This is a genomic window from Streptomyces sp. NPDC088553 (assembly GCF_044752965.1).
GTDB lineage: Bacteria > Actinomycetota > Actinomycetes > Streptomycetales > Streptomycetaceae > Streptomyces.
Window position 1 is genome coordinate 661124 of sequence record NZ_JBIVMG010000005.1, and the last position, 16069, is coordinate 677192.

A 16069-nucleotide genomic window follows, 5' to 3' on the forward strand; every position below is an offset into this window, starting at 1 on the left:
CGTGTACCGGTCGTCGAGCGCGGCGAAGCCACCGGGGAACTCGACGACCCGGTCCGCCTGACGTCGGTGGAAGCCGGACAGGAAGCCGTGGATGCGCCGCAGTTCAGCGGGGGAGGTCGCGGAAGTCATGGGCCCACGCTAGGTGTTCACGATTCCGGGCCGCACCCGAAAAACCCCGGGACGGACGCGGCGCCACGGGGCGCGCTCTACGCGCGTAGGGGCTAGAGTGCGAAAATGACGAGCCAGACTCCCAGCGTCCCCACCGCGGACCAGATCCGCCGTGCCCCGAAGGTGCTGCTCCACGACCACCTCGACGGCGGACTGCGCCCCGGCACGATCATCGAACTCGCCCGGGAGCAGGGCTACCAGCAGCTCCCCGAGACGGAACCCGACAAGCTCGGCATCTGGTTCCGCGAAGCCGCCGACTCCGGGTCCCTGGAGCGGTACCTGGAGACCTTCGCGCACACCTGCGCCGTCATGCAGACCCGTGACGCACTCTTCCGCGTCGCCGCCGAGTGCGCCGTCGACCTCGCCGAGGACGGTGTCGTGTACGCGGAGGTGCGCTACGCCCCCGAGCAGCACCTGGAGGCCGGCCTCACCCTTGAGGAGGTCGTCGAGGCCGTCAACGAGGGCTTCCGCGAGGGCGAGCGGCAGGCCAGGGCCAACGGGCACCGCATCCGGGTCGGCGCCCTGCTCACCGCGATGCGGCACGCCGCCCGCGCGCTGGAGATCGCCGAGCTCGCCAACCGCTACCGCGACACCGGCGTCGTCGGCTTCGACATCGCGGGCGCCGAGGCCGGCTACCCGCCCACCCGCCACCTCGACGCCTTCGAGTACCTCAAGCGGGAGAACAACCACTTCACGATCCACGCGGGCGAGGCCTTCGGGCTGCCCTCGATCTGGCAGGCGCTCCAGTGGTGCGGCGCCGACCGGCTCGGGCACGGCGTCCGGATCATCGACGACATCGAGGTCGCCGACGACGGCTCGGTGACCCTCGGCCGGCTCGCCGCGTACGTCCGTGACAAGCGGATCCCGCTGGAGATGTGTCCCTCCTCCAACCTCCAGACCGGTGCCGCGACCTCCTTCGCCGAGCACCCCATCGGCCTGCTCCGCAAGCTGCACTTCCGGGCCACGGTCAACACCGACAACCGGCTCATGAGCGGGACCAGCATGAGCCGTGAATTCGAGCTGCTGACCGAGGCATTCGATTACACGCTCGATGACATGCAGTGGTTCACGGTCAATGCGATGAAATCAGCGTTCATTCCTTTCGATGAACGCCTGGCCATGATCAACGAGGTCATCAAGCCCGGATATGCCGAGCTGAAGTCCGAATGGCTGTTCCAGCAAACCGCCACGACCAGCGACTCTTCCCGCGCGACGGGCTGAACCCCATCCCGTCAAGAGGAACCGAGCGGCCGGGAGAATCACGACACCCGGCCGCTTTCCGGTGTTTGCGGTCGGGTCGATCACTGGTTAGGTTGCAGAGCCGCTCTGCATTCCCAGGATTTCCCCGCCCGGCTTTCCCGGAAGCCCCCGGATTCCCCAAGGAAGATTTTCAGATGAAGCAGTCTGCCGCCAAGAAGCTCGGTGTCGCCGCTCTCGGTGCCGCTTTCGCCGCTGCCGCCGCCGGCACGGCCTCCGCCGCCCCGGTCGCGCCCGCCACCCCCGACGCACTCGGCCTGGTGACCCAGACCGTGCCGGTGGGTGACGACCTCACCAAGCTCCCCGACGGCGCCGCCGAGTCCCTCGGTGCCGGCCAGGGCGCCCTCGGCCAGGGCCTCGACCAGGGTGTGAAGACCCTTCCGGCCGCCGCCGGACAGGCCACCCAGAGCCTTCCCCTCGACGCCGCCGCCGGCGGTCTCGGTGCCACCCCGCTGGGCGGCCTCCTCGGCGGCCTGCCGCTGCAGGGCCTGCCGCTCGGCTGACCCCTGGCCGCACCCGGCTCTCCGTACGCCGAAGGGGCGCGCACCCGGTCTCCCGGGCGCGCGCCCCTTCGGCGTGGGCCCGTCACCAGGCCGTGGTGGCCTTCCGCTCGTCCGGCATGAAGATCCACAGGCCGAGGTAGATCAGGAACTGCGGGCCGGGCAGCAGGCACGAGACCAGGAAGATCAGACGCATCGTGTTCGCGGAGATGCCGAAGCGCCGGGCCAGGCCCGCGCACACTCCGCCGATCACGCGTCCGTCACGAGGGCGGGTCAGTGCGGCCATGGTGGGCTCCTTCGGAGTCGGTCCGGGAGCCGCTCCGTCGGGCTCCCGATGACTCCATGGTGCCGCCGGAGGGCCCTCCGGCGCGTCGGTCTACCGGGCGATCGGGACCCTGGGAATCGTCGGGGTCGCACCCTGAGACCCCTCGTTCCGCAGCAGGGCGGAACCCCGGCCCGGCGTGCTCCCCGCGGAGGAGCCCACCCGCCCCCCGTCCGACCTGCGGCGCAGCCAGGTGCGGCCGGCCGGGACGAAGAGAAGATGCGCGAGCGCCACCCCGGCGGTGTTCAGGAGGACCGAGTCCACGTCCACGACCTGACCGGGCACGGCGGTCTGCAGGAGCTCCACGGCGAGGGACACCAGCGCGCCGGCGGCGGTGGTACGGGTGAGGGAGGCCCACCCGGAGACATGGAGCCGGCCGTCGGCCAGCGGGAGCAGGATCCCGAGCGGGGCGAGGAGCAGCAGCCCCTCGCCGATCAGCCGGGCGGCCTCGGCGGTGCCGAGGGCGAGGTCGGCGCGGAGGCCGTCGAGGGGGACGATGTTCGGCGCGGTCACCCAGGCGACGTCCCGTGGGCGCAGGCTGATCCAGGCGACGAGCAGCAGATGCGCGAGGACGAGGGCGAACCCTGCCACGCGGACGACCACGGCGGCACTGCCGCCCGAACCTTGACGCTGCACGCCCCCCAAGACGCCCCGAACAAGGCCTCCGGTTCCCCGAACCCCACGCGAGCTGCGTCCGCCGCCGCCCGCCCACCTCCGTGTGGGCGATCGTCCCTCCCCCAGACTCCGTCCGGGGGGACCCCCACGCTCCAGCGGAACGAATGCCCACGACGGGGTGGGCGCCGCCCCGGTGGAGCGGGTGGTCCTCCGCGGGTGGGCGTCAGTTGGAGGTCGGGGCCGTTGGTGGGGTGGATTCCGGGCGTTCGCGGAGTTCTGTCGTGCAGCGGTACCGCTTCGGGGGGTACCCGCCCGGGCCGCCCAGCAGCACCGTCTGCTCCCCCGCCCCCGCCGAGCTCGCCGCGAACGTGCAGACCAGCTGCGACAGGGCCGTCGGCGCCAGGTCCTCCGGCTGGCGGCTCAGCCGCAGCGTGCCCGCCGGGTCGCCCTTGCGGCCGCCGCTCACCGCCAGCGGGCCGCGGACCGCCGTCGTGAACCCGGCCCTCTGCTCGCTCTCCGACGGCTCGGCCAGCAGCTGCGAGAGCAGCCCCGACGCCGTGCGCACCGGGTCGCCGCCCGCCTTCTCCTCCGGGAGCGAGCGCCGGTCCACCGCCTCCAGCTGCGAGCCGCAGACCAGGAACACCCGGATCGGCACGCCCTGCACCGCCGCGCCCGTCGTCCCCTCCTGGGTCACGCTGCACGGGACCCGGGACGGGGCCGCGCCGGCGTCCACCGGGACCGACGTGGTCCTGATCCCGCAGCCGGTGGCCAGCGCGGTGAGTGCGACGAGCCCGGCCAGCACGGCCGTACGCCCCACGGTGCGGCGTCTCACGCTTCCTCCACCTCGCCCTGGCTGCTGCGGGTCTGCACCTCGCGGGTGATCCCCGACGCGTCGAGCGGCAGCCGCAGCACGAACACCGCGCCGTCCACCGCACCGTCCTCGCCGACCGAGTTGGCGGCGGTGATCGAACCGCCGTGGATCAGCGCGTTCTCCATGGCGATCGACAGGCCGAGCCCGCTGCCTTCGGACCGGGGCCGGGACGCGCTCGCCTTGTAGAAGCGGTCGAAGACGTGCGGCAGCACCTCTTCGGGGATGCCGGGGCCGTGGTCGCGTACGGCGATGACCAGTTCGTCGTCCTCGGTGCGCACCGAGACCCGGACCGGCGAACCGCCGTGCTTCAGCGCGTTGCCGATCAGGTTCGCCAGGATCACGTCGAGCCGGCGCGGGTCGAGCGGCGCCACGATGCCGCGCTCGGCGTCCAGGTCGACCGCGTCGAGCCACGCGCGCGCGTCGATGCACGCGGTGATCTGGTCGGCGATGTCCACCTCGTCGAGGACGAGCCGGGCGGTGCCCGCGTCGAAGCGGGTCACCTCCATCAGGTTCTCGACCAGGTCGTTGAGCCGCCGGGTCTCGCTGACCACCAGGGCGACGGCCGGGGCGATCATCGGGTCGAGGGAGTCCTGCTCGTCCTCCAGGACCTCCGTGACGGCGGTGAGCGCGGTCAGCGGGGTCCGCAGCTCGTGCGACATGTCGGCGACGAAGCGCCGGGAGGACTCCTCGCGGGCGCTCATGTCCGCGACCTTCTTCTGGAGGGACTCGGCGGCGCTGTTGAACGTCCTGGTGAGGTCGGCCAGTTCGTCGGCGCCGGTGACCCGGAGCCGGGTGTCGAGCTTGCCCTCGCCGAGCTGCTTGGCCGCCTCGCCGAGCCGGTGCACGGGACGCAGCACGGTCGTCGCCGCGACCTGCGCGAGCAGCACGGAGCCGGCCACCGCGAGCGCGGTCGCGATCCCGAGCGACCAGGCGAGCGAGTTCAGATCGGCCTTCTCGGCGGCCAGCGACTTGAACATGTAGCCGGCGGGCCCGCCGCCGTCGATCCGCGTTCCGCCGACCAGATACGGCGTCCCGTTCCGCTCCGTACGCTGCCAGAACAGGTGGTAGGGGTACGGGTTGGCCTCCGTCACCGGCCGCTCGGTGTCCACGGCCTCGCGCAGCGGGCGCGGCACGTCGGCCAGGGTGAAGTCGTCCGGGTCCGAGGCGCCGACGATCGGCTTGCCCGCGTCCCGCTCGCCGAGCAGCAGCACCTGGTAGTTGGCGCTGCCCGTCGCCATCAGCTCGGCCGTTCGCCGCAGGTCCTCCTGCGTGGGCCGCAGCGGCAGCGTCGCCGCCCGGTTCTGCATCTCCTGCCGGAAGTCGTTGAGCGCCCCGTCCTGGGTGCGCGTCAGCACCGCCTCGCGGTTCAGCCAGTACGCGATGCCGGAGGCGGCGACGGCCGCGGTGAGCGCGACCAGGGCGAAGACGACGACAAGACGCAGCCGCAGGCTGGAGAGACGCAGCCGCGTGACGATCCCCTTGCTCACGCAGGAACGTCCAGCCGGTAGCCGACCCCGCGCACGGTGCGGATGAGCGTCGGCGAGGACGGCACGTCCTCCACCTTGGCGCGCAGCCGCTGCACACAGGCGTCGACGAGCCGCGAGTCGCCCAGGTAGTCGTGCTCCCACACGAGCCGCAGCAACTGCTGCCGGGAGAGCGCCTGTCCGGGCCGGCGGCTCAGTTCCAGGAGCAGCCGCAGCTCGGTCGGGGTGAGCTGGAGGTCCTCGCCGTTCTTGGTGACCGTCATCGCGGAGCGGTCGATCACCAGCGAGCCGTAGGTCGCCGAGTCCGTCGACTCCCGCTCCCCGCGCCGCAGTACGGCCCGGATCCGGGCGTCGAGGACGCGGCCCTGCACCGGCTTGACGACATAGTCGTCGGCACCGGACTCCAGGCCCACGACCACGTCGATGTCGTCGCTGCGCGCGGTCAGCAGGATGATCGGCAACTGGTCCGTGCGGCGGATGCGCCGGCAGACCTCGAAGCCGTCGATGCCGGGCAGCATGACGTCGAGCACGACCAGGTCCGGCCGCTGCTCGCGCAACAGCTGGAGGCCGTCCTCACCGGTCGCGGCGGTGGCCACCCGGTGGCCCTGCCGCGACAGGGAGAGTTCGAGGGCCGTGCGGATGGCGTCGTCGTCCTCGATCAGCAACAGAAAAGGCACGGGCAACATTCTGTCGCATTCGGCCGTCCGAGTTCGACCGCTGGGCGGCACGCTTCTGGCCGGGCCCCTGTGACACGCCTGTGACAGTCGGCGGACAACGCCATGAAGTCCGATGGGCAAGCTTCATTGCACACGGACCGAAACACACTCCAACCGACGGGGGGCGCCGGATGAACGCACTGCACAGCACCACCTCAAGCGCAGTAGTCACGCGTCTCCACGACGTCGTACGGAGCACGGAGAAGTCCGGCGCGGTGAACGGGCGGGGGTGCGTTCGCAGCGTCGGGCGTCAGCGCAAGGCGCCGTACATGGTGGCCATTGCTGACGGGGGAGCGGCGTACGGGGAGGTCACGGGGGAGCGCAACTGCTCGGAAGCCGAGTTCACGGCTTACGTCCAGGAGCGTCGTGCCTCCCTGTACGCCACCGCCTACCACCTCACCGGTGACCGGTTCGAGGCCGAGGACCTGCTCCAGAGCGCGCTGTTCTCCACGTACCGCGCCTGGGAGCGGATCAGCGACAAGGCCGCGGTCGGCGGATACCTCCGCCGCACCATGACCAATCTGCACATCAGCGCCTGGCGTCGGCGCAAGCTCAACGAGTACCCGACCGAGGAGCTCCCGGAGACGGTGGGCGAGACGGACGCGATGCGCGGCACGGAGCTGCGCGCGGTGCTGTGGCAGGCGCTGGCCCGACTGCCCGAGCTCCAGCGGACGATGCTGGTGCTGCGCTACTACGAGGGCCGTACCGATCCGGAGATCGCGGAGATCCTGGACATCAGTGTCGGCACGGTGAAGTCGAGCATCTGGCGGTCGCTGCGGCGACTGCGCGAGGACGAGGTGCTCAGCTTCGGCCGTGACGAGGAGGAGTCCTTCGGCGAGCTGGTGGCCTGAAGGCTGGGGGGAAAGACCCACGGGGGCTACGGGGGAAACGGAGCCGTCGGGGGAGCACGGGGGAACCGTACGGGGGTACGGGGAATGGCGACGCGGGTCGTACGAGCTGGGGGGCTCGTACGACCCGCGTCGTGTTTTCTGCTCTCAGCTCGCCGCGGGCGTGCGGTGGCGGCCCGCTGCCGCCGCCGCCAGGCGGCCCAGGGCCTCCGGCTTGGCGCAGGGGTGGGCGCCCAGTTCCGACTGGCGGGCGACGATCGCCCGCTCCGCGCGCATCAGGCGCCAGCCGCGACGCAGCAGGAACGGGACCGACTTGCGGCCCTCGCGCAGGTCGCGGGCGAGCCGGCGGCGGAAGGTCGTCGAGGGGCGGCCGCGCAGGCAGAGCGCGTCGGCGAGGACGTCGAGCTCACGGCAGCGGGCCACGATCTCGGCCGCGAAGATCCCCTCCGCCACGAACAGCGGCGTGCGTCCGATGTCCAGCAGCTCGCGGTCCACCCGGGAGCTGGTGGCGAGGTCGTACACGGGGACGTCGGTCCGTCCCGTGCGGCACAGTTCGACGATGGCGGCGACGGCCGTGTCCGCGTCCCAGGACGCCGGGGAGTCCCAGTCGATGTCCGCGCTGCCCTCCACGAGAGGGAGGGTCGGGTCGTCGGCCTCCTTGTAGAAGTCGTCGAGGCGCAGGACCGGCAGACCGGTGACGGCGGCGAGGGACGACTTGCCGGAGCCTGAGGGGCCCGCGAGCAGGACGACGCGGGTCGGGATCGGTTGGGAACTCACGGGACACCAGTGTGAAGCATTCCCCCGTGCAGGGGACCCCCGAGGAAGCCCGTTGGTATCGAGCATCACACCTCAACTACTGTCGGTGTCCGCTCGGTCACCCCGTGGACATCTCGGAAGGATCATCATGGCGCGTCACGCAGAACCCCGGAGCCCCCGTCGCAGCCCCCTGCTCGCGGCAGGTCTCACCGTCACGGCGGCGGGCGCGGCGGTGCTCGGCGCCGGTGCGGCGGCGCAGGCCCTGGCCCCCGTGCCGCTGCCCGTCGACTCGCTGACCAGGACGGACGCCACCGCGGCCGGTGCGGGTGCGCTGTCCGGCGTCACCCACGGGATCGGCCCGCTGACCCGGCTCCAGCTCGACCCGCTGGCGAACACCGGCGTCGACCCGCTCGACAACGGCCTCGGCACCCAGGTCGCCGACTTCAAGCCGGTGGGCACCAACCTGGTGACCGACCACGTCACGAAGGGCGGGGCAGTCGCCGATCTGCCGGTGGCCGGTCCGCTGACGAAGGGGCTGCTTCCGTAGCGGAGCCGCCTTCGGGCCGCAGCGAGGTGTCCCGTACGAGCCAGGCCACGGCGAAGCCCAGGGCGGCGAGCAGCGCCGTGCCGAGCAGCACCCCGTGCACCCCGCTCGTCACCGCCGTCCCCAGGCCCTCCCGTACCGGCTCCGGCAGCCGCAGGGCCTGCGCCGGGGTCAGACGGGTGTCGGCCCCGTCGAGGCGCGCGGTGAACACCGCGCCGAGGGCGGCCACGCCGAGCGAGCCGCCGAGCGTCCGCACGAGGGTGACGGTGCCGCTCGCCGCGCCCATGTCGCGCGGCTCGGCGCCGTACATCGTGACGAGCAGCGTGGCCTGCATGAGGAGACCCATGCCCGCGCCGATGACCACGGTGAGCCCGGAGGCGACGGCGACGGGGGTGTCCACGTCGAGCAGCAGCAGGACGAGCGCGCCCGCCGTCATCAGCGCACCGCCGAGGATCGGGTACATCCGGTAGCGGCCGGTACGGGCGATGATCCGGCCCGAGGCCAGCTGTGCGGCGACCATGGCGAGCATCAGCGGGAGCAGCAGCAGTCCGCTCGCCGTGGACGACTGTCCGCGGGCGAACTGCAGGTACTGCGGCAGATGGTTCAGGGCGGCGATCATGCCCGCGCCGACCAGGAAGCTCAGGATCTGCGCCAGGGTGAAGTTGCGGGTGCGGAAGAGCCGGGGCGGGATGACGGGCTCCTCGGCCCGCCGCTCGACCCGGACGAACCAGCCGAGCGCCACGACCGCGAGCGCGCCCAGGGCCAGGATCCGGGGTGAGGTCCAGGCGTGGGCGGTGCCGGCCCAGCCCGCGAGCAGGGTCAGTGCGAGGACCCCGGTGGTCAGCAGCAGCGCTCCCGCCCAGTCGACGCGGGCTCGGACGCGCGGGGTCCGTACGCGCAGGGAGAGAGAGACGATCAGCAGGGCGGCGAGGCCGACGGGCAGGTTGACGTAGAACGCCCAGCGCCAGTTCAGGTGGTCGGTGAGGAGGCCGCCGAGGAGCGGGCCGCCGGCGAAGGCCACCGGCAGCATCGCCCCGGTGACTCCCTGGACCCGGGCGCTGTCCTTCGGGGCCACCAGGGTGCCGATGAGGGCGAAGGCGCCGACCATCAGGCCGCCCGCGCCGATGCCCTGGAGGGCGCGGAAGGCGATGAGCTGGCCCATGCTCTGCGCGAGGCCGGAGAGGACCGATCCGGTGAGGAAGACGCCGACGGCGGAGAGGTAGGCGCCCTTGCGGCCGCGGAGGTCGCCGAGCTTGCCCCAGAGCGGGGTGGCGACGGCGGCGGTGAGGAGATAGGCGGTGACGACCCAGGACAGCCGGTCGAGGCCGCCGAGTTCGCCCGCGATGGTGGGGAGGGCGGTGCCGACGATCGTGCCGTCGAGGGTCGCGAGGACGACGCCGAGCATGAGTCCGGTGACGCCCAGGTAGGGGATGCGGGTGTCCTGTGTGGGTGTCTGGGCGGTCGTCATGGCTCAGGCCGCGTAGGGCTTGTTCGCGCGGGCATCGCGCAGCGCTTCGCCCCACCAGGCGAGTTGGTCGAGCATCGCCTTCGCCGCGGTGTCGGTGGCGGGGTCGACGGCCCGGCCGTTCTCGTCGAACTGCCCCCAGACGCCCTGGAGTCCGACCGTCTCGCGGATGGTGACGGCGTGCAGCTCGGCGAAGACGGCCCGCAGGTGCTCGACGGCGCGCAGGCCGGCGGAGAAGCCGCCGTAGGCGACGAAGCCGACGGGCTTCGCGTGCCATTCCCGGTTGTGCCAGTCGATCGCGTTCTTCAGGGAGGCCGGGTAGCTGTGGTTGTACTCGGGGGTCACCACGACGAAGGCGTCGGCGGCGGCCAGTCGCGGTGACACCGCGGCGAGCAGGGCGAGGTCCTCGGCGCGCTCGGGGGCCTGGCCGAGGTGCGGGAAGACGGTCGGCAGCGGGGTCTCGGCCAGGTCGATCAGGTCGGTGGTCAGATCCGGGCGGTCGGCGGCGTGGGTGAGCAGCCAGTTCGCGACGACGGGGCCGAGGCGGCCGTCGCGGGTCGAGCCCTGGATCACGGCGAGGTGGAGCGGAGCGGTCACGGGTTCCCCCTGGAAACGTCGATGTGTACGGCGTATACCGATCGGTGTACAACGTACACCTCGATGTGTACATCGTCCACAAGGCATACGCTGTACGCGAGAGAGGGAGGCCCCAGTGGCGAAGAAGGAAGAGACGGACGACGTCTCGCTGTGGGAGCGCCTGGACCGGCCCGCGGCGGCGCCGCGGGCGTCCCTCAGCGCGGGGAGGATCGCCGAGGTCGCGATCGGCATCGCGGACCGCGAGGGATTCGCCGCCGTGACGATGCGGAAGGTCGCCACCGAACTCGGCGTCGCGCCCATGGCCGCCTACCGGCACGTCAACGGCAAGGACGAGCTGTGGGCGCTCATGATCGACCGGGTCTCCGGCGAGCTGGCGCCGGTGGACGAGGTCTCCGGCTGGCGCGAGACGCTCCGCGCGTACGCCCTGCGGACCCGGGAGATGATGCTGCGCCACCCCTGGCTCGCCCACATGCCGGCGCCGCTCTTCGCCCTCACCCCGGCCCGGATGGCGGCGGCCGAGCGCCAGCTGGCCTCGCTCGACGGGCTCGGGCTCGACGTCGACACGATGATGGCCGCGTTCCGCGCGGTCAACGCGTACGTCCACGGGGCCACGCAGTCCGAGGCCGCGCTGCGCCGGTACATGGAGGAGCAGGGCTGGCAGAGCGCCGACGACACGCGGCGGGGGCTCGCCCCGCAGATGTCGTACCTGATGGAGACCGGGCGCTACCCGACCTACCGGCGGTACACCCAGGGGGCCGCGCGCAAGGACGACGCGGCCTGGCAGTTCGAGACGGGACTCGACTGCGTGCTCGACGGGGTGGCGGGGCTCGTCGAACGCGGTCGGGCATGACGACAGGCCCCCGGGATCACCCAGGGGCCTGTCGGACCGGACCGGTCAGCCGGTCGGAGCGGTCGTACCTCGTACGAGGACCCGCTCGCGACCTAGTACGAGGAGCCGCTCGCGCCCAGCGAACCCGTCGGGTGCCAGACCGTCTTCGTCTCGAGGAACGCCGTCATGCGGTCCGTGCCCGGGGACTCCGCGAAGTCCTCCGTGCGCGGGCGCAGGACGCGCTTCAGGTTGTCCGCCGCCGCGATCTCCAGGTCGCGGGCCAGGTCGGCCCCGGTCGCGCCCGTCAGGTCGATCGCGTTGACGTCCTGGTGGGCCGCCAGGTGCGGGCCCATCTCCGCGGCCTTGCCGGAGAGGATGTTGACGACACCGCCCGGCAGGTCGGAGGTGGCGAGCACCTCGCCCAGGGAGAGGGCGGGGAGCGGGGACTTCTCCGAGGCGATGACGACCGCCGTGTTGCCCGTGGCGATCACCGGGGCGATCACCGAGACCAGGCCCAGGAAGGACGATTCCTGCGGGGCCACGACCGTGACGACACCGGTCGGCTCGGGCGTGGAGAGGTTGAAGTACGGGCCCGCGACCGGGTTCGCACCGCCCACGACCTGGGCGATCTTGTCCGTCCAGCCCGCGTACCAGACCCAGCGGTCGATCGCCGCGTCGACGACCACGGCGGCCTTCGACTTCGACAGGCCCTCCGCGTCCGCGACCTCGCGGACGAACTGGTCCCGGCGGCCCTCCAGCATCTCGGCGACGCGGTAGAGGATCTGGCCGCGGTTGTACGCGGTCGCGCCCGCCCAGCCGCCGAAGGCCTTGCGGGCGGCGACGACCGCGTCACGGGCGTCCTTGCGGGAGGAGAGCGGGGCGTTCGCCAGCCACTTGCCCTTGGAGTCGGTCACCTCGTACACCCGGCCGCTCTCGGAGCGGGGGAACTTGCCCCCGACGTACAGCTTGTAGGTCTTGAAGACGCCAAGACGGGTCACGTCAGACATCGAGGTAGGCCTCCAGACCGTGACGGCCGCCCTCGCGGCCGAAGCCCGACTCCTTGTATCCGCCGAACGGCGAGGTCGGGTCGAACTTGTTGAACGTGTTGGCCCAGACGACACCGGCGCGGAGCTTGTTGGCGACCGCGAGGATGCGGGAGCCCTTCTCCGACCAGATGCCGGCGGACAGGCCGTACTGGCTGTTGTTGGCCTTCGCGACGGCCTCGTCGGGCGTACGGAAGGTCAGCACCGACAGGACCGGGCCGAAGATCTCGTCGCGGGCGACCGTGTGCGCCTGCGTGACGTTCGTGAAGAGCGTCGGGGCGAACCAGTAGCCGGCCTCGGGGATGTCGCAGGCGGCGGTCCAGCGCTCGGCGCCCTCCGCCTCGCCCTGCTCCACCAGCGAGGTGATCCGCGCCAGCTGCTCCGAGGAGTTGATGGCGCCGATGTCGGTGTTCTTGTCCAGCGGGTCGCCGAGGCGGAGCGTGCTCAGACGGCGCTTCAGGCTGTCGAGCAGCTCGTCCTGGATCGACTCCTGGACGAGGAGGCGCGAGCCCGCGCAGCAGACCTGGCCCTGGTTGAAGAAGATGCCGTTGACGATGCCCTCGACGGCCTGGTCGATGGGGGCGTCGTCGAAGACGATGTTCGCGCCCTTGCCGCCCAGCTCCAGGGTGACCTTCTTGTCGGTGCCGGCGATCGACCGCGCGATGGCCTTGCCGACTGCGGTCGAACCGGTGAAGGCGACCTTGTTCACGTCCGGGTGCTCGACCAGGGCCGCGCCCGTGTCCCCGTACCCGGGAAGGATGTTGACGACGCCCTTCGGCAGCCCGGCCTGGCGGCAGATGTCCGCGAAGAACAGTGCGGTCAGCGGGGTCGTCTCGGCCGGCTTCAGGACGACCGTGTTGCCGGTCGCGAGCGCCGGGGCGATCTTCCACGCCAGCATGAGCAGCGGGAAGTTCCACGGGATGACCTGACCGGCCACGCCCAGCGGCCTCGGGTTCGCCCCGTAGCCCGCGTGGTCGAGCTTGTCGGCCCAGCCCGCGTAGTAGAAGAAGTGCGCGGCGACCAGCGGGAGGTCCGCGTCGCGCGTCTCCCTGATCGGCTTGCCGTTGTCCAGGGTCTCCAGGACGGCCAGCTCACGGCTGCGCTCCTGGATGATCCGGGCGATGCGGAAGAGGTACTTGGCGCGCTCGGAGCCGGGCAGCGCCGACCACTTCTCGAAGGCCTTGCGGGCCGCCTTCACCGCACGGTCGACGTCCTCGGCGCCCGCCTGGGCGATCTCGGAGAGGACCTCCTCGGTGGCGGGGGAGACGGTCTTGAAGACCTTGCCTTCGGCCGCCTCGACGAACTCGCCGTCGATGAACAGGCCGTAGTTGGGGGCGATGTCGACGACGGACCGGGACTCGGGCGCCGGTGCGTACTCGAATGCAGATGCCATGTTGATCAGTCCACCGTCACGTAATCGGGGCCGGAGTAACGGCCGGTCGCCAGCTTCTGGCGCTGCATCAGCAGGTCGTTGAGCAGGCTGGAGGCGCCGAAGCGGAACCAGTGGTTGTCCAGCCAGTCCTCACCCACGGTCTCGTTGACGAGAACCAGGAACTTGATCGCTTCCTTGGTGTTGCGGATGCCGCCGGCCGGCTTCACGCCGATCTGCACGCCGGTCTGGGCACGGAAGTCGCGCACCGCCTCCAGCATGAGCAGGGTGTTGGCCGGGGTGGCGTTGACCGCGACCTTGCCGGTCGAGGTCTTGATGAAGTCCGCGCCGGCCATCATGCCGAGCCAGGAGGCGCGGCGGATGTTGTCGTACGTGGACAGCTCGCCGGTCTCGAAGATCACCTTCAGGCGGGCGCGGTCGCCGCACTCCGCCTTGATCGCGGCGATCTGCTCGAAGACCTGCAGGTAGTGGCCGGCGAGGAAGGCGCCACGGTCGATGACCATGTCGATCTCGTCGGCGCCCGCGGCGATGGCGTCCGCCGTGTCGGCGAGCTTGACGGGGAGCGCGGCGCGGCCGGCCGGGAAGGCGGTGGCGACCGAGGCGACCTTGACGCCGGAGCCCGCGAGGGCTGCCTTGGCGGTGGCCACCATGTCCGGATAGACACAGACGGCGGCGGTCGTCGGGGTCGTGCGGTCGGTCGGATCGGGACGGACGGCCTTGGCGGCGAGCGCCCGGACCTTGCCCGGGGTGTCCGCGCCTTCGAGCGTCGTCAGGTCGATCATGGAAATGGCCAGGTCGATGGCGTACGCCTTGGACGTGGTCTTGATCGAGCGGGTGCCGAGGGCCGCGGCGCGCGCCTCCAGGCCGACGGCGTCGACGCCGGGCAGCCCGTGGAGGAAGCGGCGCAGCGCACCGTCGGACGCGGTCACGTCGGCGAATGCGGATGCTGCGGATGCAGTGGTGGGCATGGTCACCAGTCGAGCATATCTACGCGCGTAGCGACCTGTACAGGGGACGGGCTTCGCAGAGCCCGAGGTCACAGGCGGGCGTCGGCGTGGTGGCGGGTGCCGGGCGGGCGGGGCGAGCGCTGTCACTGGCCCGTGACATGGAGCGGACGACTCCTGAATACAAGATCAATAGATTTTTCCCAGCAGCCGGCCAGACCTCGCCGAACCCCCCGAACGGACTGAGAAAAAGCGGCATGCGACTCACGTATCCACCTGCCTGATCTCCAGGAGTCGTTATGCGCACCGCCCTTCGCACCGCCATCACCACCGCCCTCGTCGCGGGCGTCGCCCTCACCCCCGCCGTGGCGGCGGGTACCGCCTTCGCCGCCGACGGACCGGTCGCCGCCCCGGCTGCTCCGGCCGCCACCTCGCCGGCGTCGTCCGGCGTGCGGTCCGCCGACGTCAAGCCGTCCGACGAGGTCCCGGCCGAGGGCGGCACGGACGCCTCGGACGCTTCGGACGCGGTGAAGTCCGAGAAGGGCGCGCAGACCCCGGAGGCCGGGACCGCCGCGGTTTCCGCGAAGGGCACCCTCGTCCGTACCGAGACCCTCATGACCGGCACCGTCGCCAAGATCTACCAGGTCAACGAGCAGAACCACCGCGCCGAGCTGTTCCGCGAGGGCCACCCGGTCGGCGTCCTGGAGGCGATCACCCGCTCCGTCGCCGGCCAGGACAACGGCGAGTTCTTCGTCCTCAACCCGGACGGCACCACCCACAACTGGACCGGCAACATCGCGGGCCCCGAGACCGGCACCTACAAGCTCGCCGACGGGACCGTGCTCCAGCTCGGCAAGAAGGACGGCCGCTTCGGCCTCCAGCTGATCGAGAACGGCAAGGGCCGCGGCTACACCTACGTGACCGGTGCCCGCTCCGTCTGGACCTTCGGCAGGGCCGTCGTCGTCCTGGAGCAGGACGGCCAGTTCGCCGCGTACATCCCGGGTGCGTCGAAGCAGGGCGCCCCGCGACCGGTCGCCACGGGCGGCGCGCAGACCGAGCCGACCACCGGCGGGTCCGTCGTGGTCCTCGGCGCGTGCACGGTCAGCCGGACCGTCGACATCGGCGCGGGCACCAAGGCCGAGCTGTTCATGACCCGGCAGGGTCCGCTGGCCGAGTTCAGCACCGCCGACGACAACGGCGAGGACCAGGTCTTCGCGATGGTCGACCGGGCGCACCCGTCGCTGCCGAAGAGCGTCGGCATCGTCGGCCGGATCATCGACCCGAAGAGCGCCACGCCATCGCTCTTCACCCAGGTCGAGGGCGGCCCGGGTGCCAAGGGCGCGACGCACGCCTTCCCGAGGCTGCCGAAGGGCTGCACGTTCGAGAAGGCCCCGGGCGGTACGTCGAACGGCACCACGGACGCGGGCACGAACACGGGATCGGGCAGCGGAACCGGCGTCACCACCAACACCGGTCAGACCTCCGTCATCCCGAAGGGCGCGGTCGCCGCCGGTGCCGAGCTCGGCACCGAGGGCGACGGCACCGCGCTGCTCGCGGCCGGTGCCGGGGCCTCGCTCGCCGCCGCCGGTCTGGGCTTCGTGGTCCTGCGTCGCCGGTCCGCCGCCGCCCGCGTCTGACCCGTACGCGGGGACACACGTACTCCCTGCCTCGCACCATCCGTACCAAGGACCACCCGCACCCCGCAGCGCCCCGACTCCCT

17 protein-coding genes are annotated in these 16069 nt (G+C 71.8%); 6 read left to right on the forward strand and 11 right to left on the reverse strand.

Annotated elements, in window-relative coordinates; all coding sequences use genetic code 11:
• Window positions 1-234 precede the first annotated feature (234 nt).
• On the forward strand, window positions 235-1389 hold the full coding sequence (locus tag ACIP8Z_RS19895) for an adenosine deaminase (RefSeq protein WP_402085029.1): 1155 nt from the start codon (window positions 235-237) through the stop codon (window positions 1387-1389).
• A gap of 173 nt (window positions 1390-1562) precedes the next feature.
• Window positions 1563-1928 carry a hypothetical protein gene (locus tag ACIP8Z_RS19900; RefSeq protein ID WP_319310398.1) on the forward strand — a complete coding sequence of 122 codons (366 nt, stop codon included), beginning with the start codon at window positions 1563-1565 and terminating at the stop codon, window positions 1926-1928.
• Window positions 1929-2010: 82 nt separating this feature from the next.
• On the opposite strand, the gene ACIP8Z_RS19905 is transcribed toward ACIP8Z_RS19900, so the two are convergent.
• From ACIP8Z_RS19905 to afsQ1, 5 genes are all read right to left on the reverse strand, one after another.
• Window positions 2011-2211: a PspC domain-containing protein gene (locus ACIP8Z_RS19905; RefSeq protein ID WP_319310396.1), complete on the reverse strand. Its 201-nt coding sequence runs from the start codon at window positions 2209-2211 to the stop codon at window positions 2011-2013.
• Window positions 2212-2301: 90 nt separating this feature from the next.
• A complete protein-coding gene (locus ACIP8Z_RS19910; RefSeq protein ID WP_402085031.1) occupies window positions 2302-2838 on the reverse strand; it encodes a VanZ family protein in 537 nt (178 codons plus the stop codon).
• Window positions 2839-3085: 247 nt separating this feature from the next.
• The gene (locus ACIP8Z_RS19915) at window positions 3086-3694 is read right to left on the reverse strand and encodes a hypothetical protein (RefSeq protein ID WP_402085033.1); all 609 of its coding nucleotides are present in this window, start codon (window positions 3692-3694) and stop codon (window positions 3086-3088) included.
• Complete coding sequence (locus tag ACIP8Z_RS19920; protein WP_355969925.1) at window positions 3691-5220, reverse strand: HAMP domain-containing sensor histidine kinase; 1530 nt, start codon at window positions 5218-5220, stop codon at window positions 3691-3693. Before ACIP8Z_RS19920 ends, ACIP8Z_RS19915 begins: the two co-directional genes overlap by 4 nt.
• Window positions 5217-5894, reverse strand: a complete 678-nt coding sequence (gene afsQ1, locus ACIP8Z_RS19925; RefSeq protein WP_017239746.1) for a two-component system response regulator AfsQ1 — start codon at window positions 5892-5894, stop codon at window positions 5217-5219. Before afsQ1 ends, ACIP8Z_RS19920 begins: the two co-directional genes overlap by 4 nt.
• Window positions 5895-6064: 170 nt before the next feature.
• On the opposite strand from afsQ1, the gene ACIP8Z_RS19930 reads away from it, so the two are divergent.
• Window positions 6065-6784 (forward strand): SigE family RNA polymerase sigma factor, encoded by a 720-nt coding sequence (locus ACIP8Z_RS19930; RefSeq protein ID WP_030318346.1) that lies wholly within the window; start codon window positions 6065-6067, stop codon window positions 6782-6784.
• A 144-nt stretch (window positions 6785-6928) separates the two neighbouring features.
• On the opposite strand, the gene ACIP8Z_RS19935 is transcribed toward ACIP8Z_RS19930, so the two are convergent.
• A complete protein-coding gene (locus ACIP8Z_RS19935) occupies window positions 6929-7624 on the reverse strand; it encodes a uridine kinase (protein ID WP_402085036.1) in 696 nt (231 codons plus the stop codon).
• Window positions 7625-7685: 61 nt separating this feature from the next.
• Between ACIP8Z_RS19935 and ACIP8Z_RS19940 the strand changes: the two genes are divergently transcribed.
• On the forward strand, window positions 7686-8084 hold the full coding sequence (locus ACIP8Z_RS19940; protein WP_402085039.1) for a hypothetical protein: 399 nt from the start codon (window positions 7686-7688) through the stop codon (window positions 8082-8084).
• Here the strand turns inward: ACIP8Z_RS19940 and ACIP8Z_RS19945 are convergent.
• Both ACIP8Z_RS19945 and ACIP8Z_RS19950 read right to left on the reverse strand, forming a co-directional pair.
• Window positions 8017-9549, reverse strand: coding sequence for an MDR family MFS transporter (locus ACIP8Z_RS19945; RefSeq protein ID WP_402085042.1), 1533 nt, complete (start codon window positions 9547-9549; stop codon window positions 8017-8019). The genes ACIP8Z_RS19940 and ACIP8Z_RS19945 overlap by 68 nt on opposite strands.
• Before the next feature lie 3 nt (window positions 9550-9552).
• Window positions 9553-10143 carry an NADPH-dependent FMN reductase gene (locus ACIP8Z_RS19950; protein WP_402085045.1) on the reverse strand — a complete coding sequence of 197 codons (591 nt, stop codon included), beginning with the start codon at window positions 10141-10143 and terminating at the stop codon, window positions 9553-9555.
• A 115-nt stretch (window positions 10144-10258) separates the two neighbouring features.
• Here ACIP8Z_RS19950 and ACIP8Z_RS19955 point away from each other — a divergent pair, with 115 nt between their 5' ends.
• Window positions 10259-10993 (forward strand): TetR/AcrR family transcriptional regulator, encoded by a 735-nt coding sequence (locus ACIP8Z_RS19955; protein WP_402085048.1) that lies wholly within the window; start codon window positions 10259-10261, stop codon window positions 10991-10993.
• Window positions 10994-11085: 92 nt separating this feature from the next.
• Here ACIP8Z_RS19955 and ACIP8Z_RS19960 read toward each other — a convergent pair whose 3' ends face one another.
• From ACIP8Z_RS19960 to deoC, 3 genes are read right to left on the reverse strand one after another with little or no spacing between them, the layout of a single operon-like run.
• The gene (locus tag ACIP8Z_RS19960; RefSeq protein WP_402085050.1) at window positions 11086-11979 is read right to left on the reverse strand and encodes an aldehyde dehydrogenase family protein; all 894 of its coding nucleotides are present in this window, start codon (window positions 11977-11979) and stop codon (window positions 11086-11088) included.
• Window positions 11972-13408 (reverse strand): aldehyde dehydrogenase family protein, encoded by a 1437-nt coding sequence (locus ACIP8Z_RS19965; protein WP_402085053.1) that lies wholly within the window; start codon window positions 13406-13408, stop codon window positions 11972-11974. Before ACIP8Z_RS19965 ends, ACIP8Z_RS19960 begins: the two co-directional genes overlap by 8 nt.
• A 5-nt stretch (window positions 13409-13413) precedes the next feature.
• On the reverse strand, window positions 13414-14373 hold the full coding sequence (gene deoC, locus ACIP8Z_RS19970; RefSeq protein WP_402085055.1) for a deoxyribose-phosphate aldolase: 960 nt from the start codon (window positions 14371-14373) through the stop codon (window positions 13414-13416).
• A 275-nt stretch (window positions 14374-14648) separates the two neighbouring features.
• Here deoC and ACIP8Z_RS19975 point away from each other — a divergent pair, with 275 nt between their 5' ends.
• A complete protein-coding gene (locus ACIP8Z_RS19975) occupies window positions 14649-15986 on the forward strand; it encodes a hypothetical protein (RefSeq protein ID WP_402085057.1) in 1338 nt (445 codons plus the stop codon).
• The last annotated feature ends 83 nt before the right edge of the window (window positions 15987-16069 follow it).

Excerpts from the sequence above, each read along its gene's own strand:
- ACIP8Z_RS19930 (WP_030318346.1), top strand. The coding sequence starts at position 6,065 with ATGAACGCACTGCACAGCACCACCTCAAGCGCAGTAGTCACGCGTCTC.
- ACIP8Z_RS19965 (WP_402085053.1), bottom strand. The coding sequence starts at position 13,408 with ATGGCATCTGCATTCGAGTACGCACCGGCGCCCGAGTCCCGGTCCGTC.
- ACIP8Z_RS19940 (WP_402085039.1), top strand. The coding sequence starts at position 7,686 with ATGGCGCGTCACGCAGAACCCCGGAGCCCCCGTCGCAGCCCCCTGCTC.
- ACIP8Z_RS19935 (WP_402085036.1), bottom strand. The coding sequence starts at position 7,624 with ATGCTCGATACCAACGGGCTTCCTCGGGGGTCCCCTGCACGGGGGAAT.
- ACIP8Z_RS19900 (WP_319310398.1), top strand. The coding sequence starts at position 1,563 with ATGAAGCAGTCTGCCGCCAAGAAGCTCGGTGTCGCCGCTCTCGGTGCC.
- ACIP8Z_RS19960 (WP_402085050.1), bottom strand. The coding sequence starts at position 11,979 with ATGTCTGACGTGACCCGTCTTGGCGTCTTCAAGACCTACAAGCTGTAC.
- ACIP8Z_RS19895 (WP_402085029.1), top strand. The coding sequence starts at position 235 with ATGACGAGCCAGACTCCCAGCGTCCCCACCGCGGACCAGATCCGCCGT.
- deoC (WP_402085055.1), bottom strand. The coding sequence starts at position 14,373 with ATGCCCACCACTGCATCCGCAGCATCCGCATTCGCCGACGTGACCGCG.
- ACIP8Z_RS19975 (WP_402085057.1), top strand. The coding sequence starts at position 14,649 with ATGCGCACCGCCCTTCGCACCGCCATCACCACCGCCCTCGTCGCGGGC.
- ACIP8Z_RS19945 (WP_402085042.1), bottom strand. The coding sequence starts at position 9,549 with ATGACGACCGCCCAGACACCCACACAGGACACCCGCATCCCCTACCTG.
- ACIP8Z_RS19905 (WP_319310396.1), bottom strand. The coding sequence starts at position 2,211 with ATGGCCGCACTGACCCGCCCTCGTGACGGACGCGTGATCGGCGGAGTG.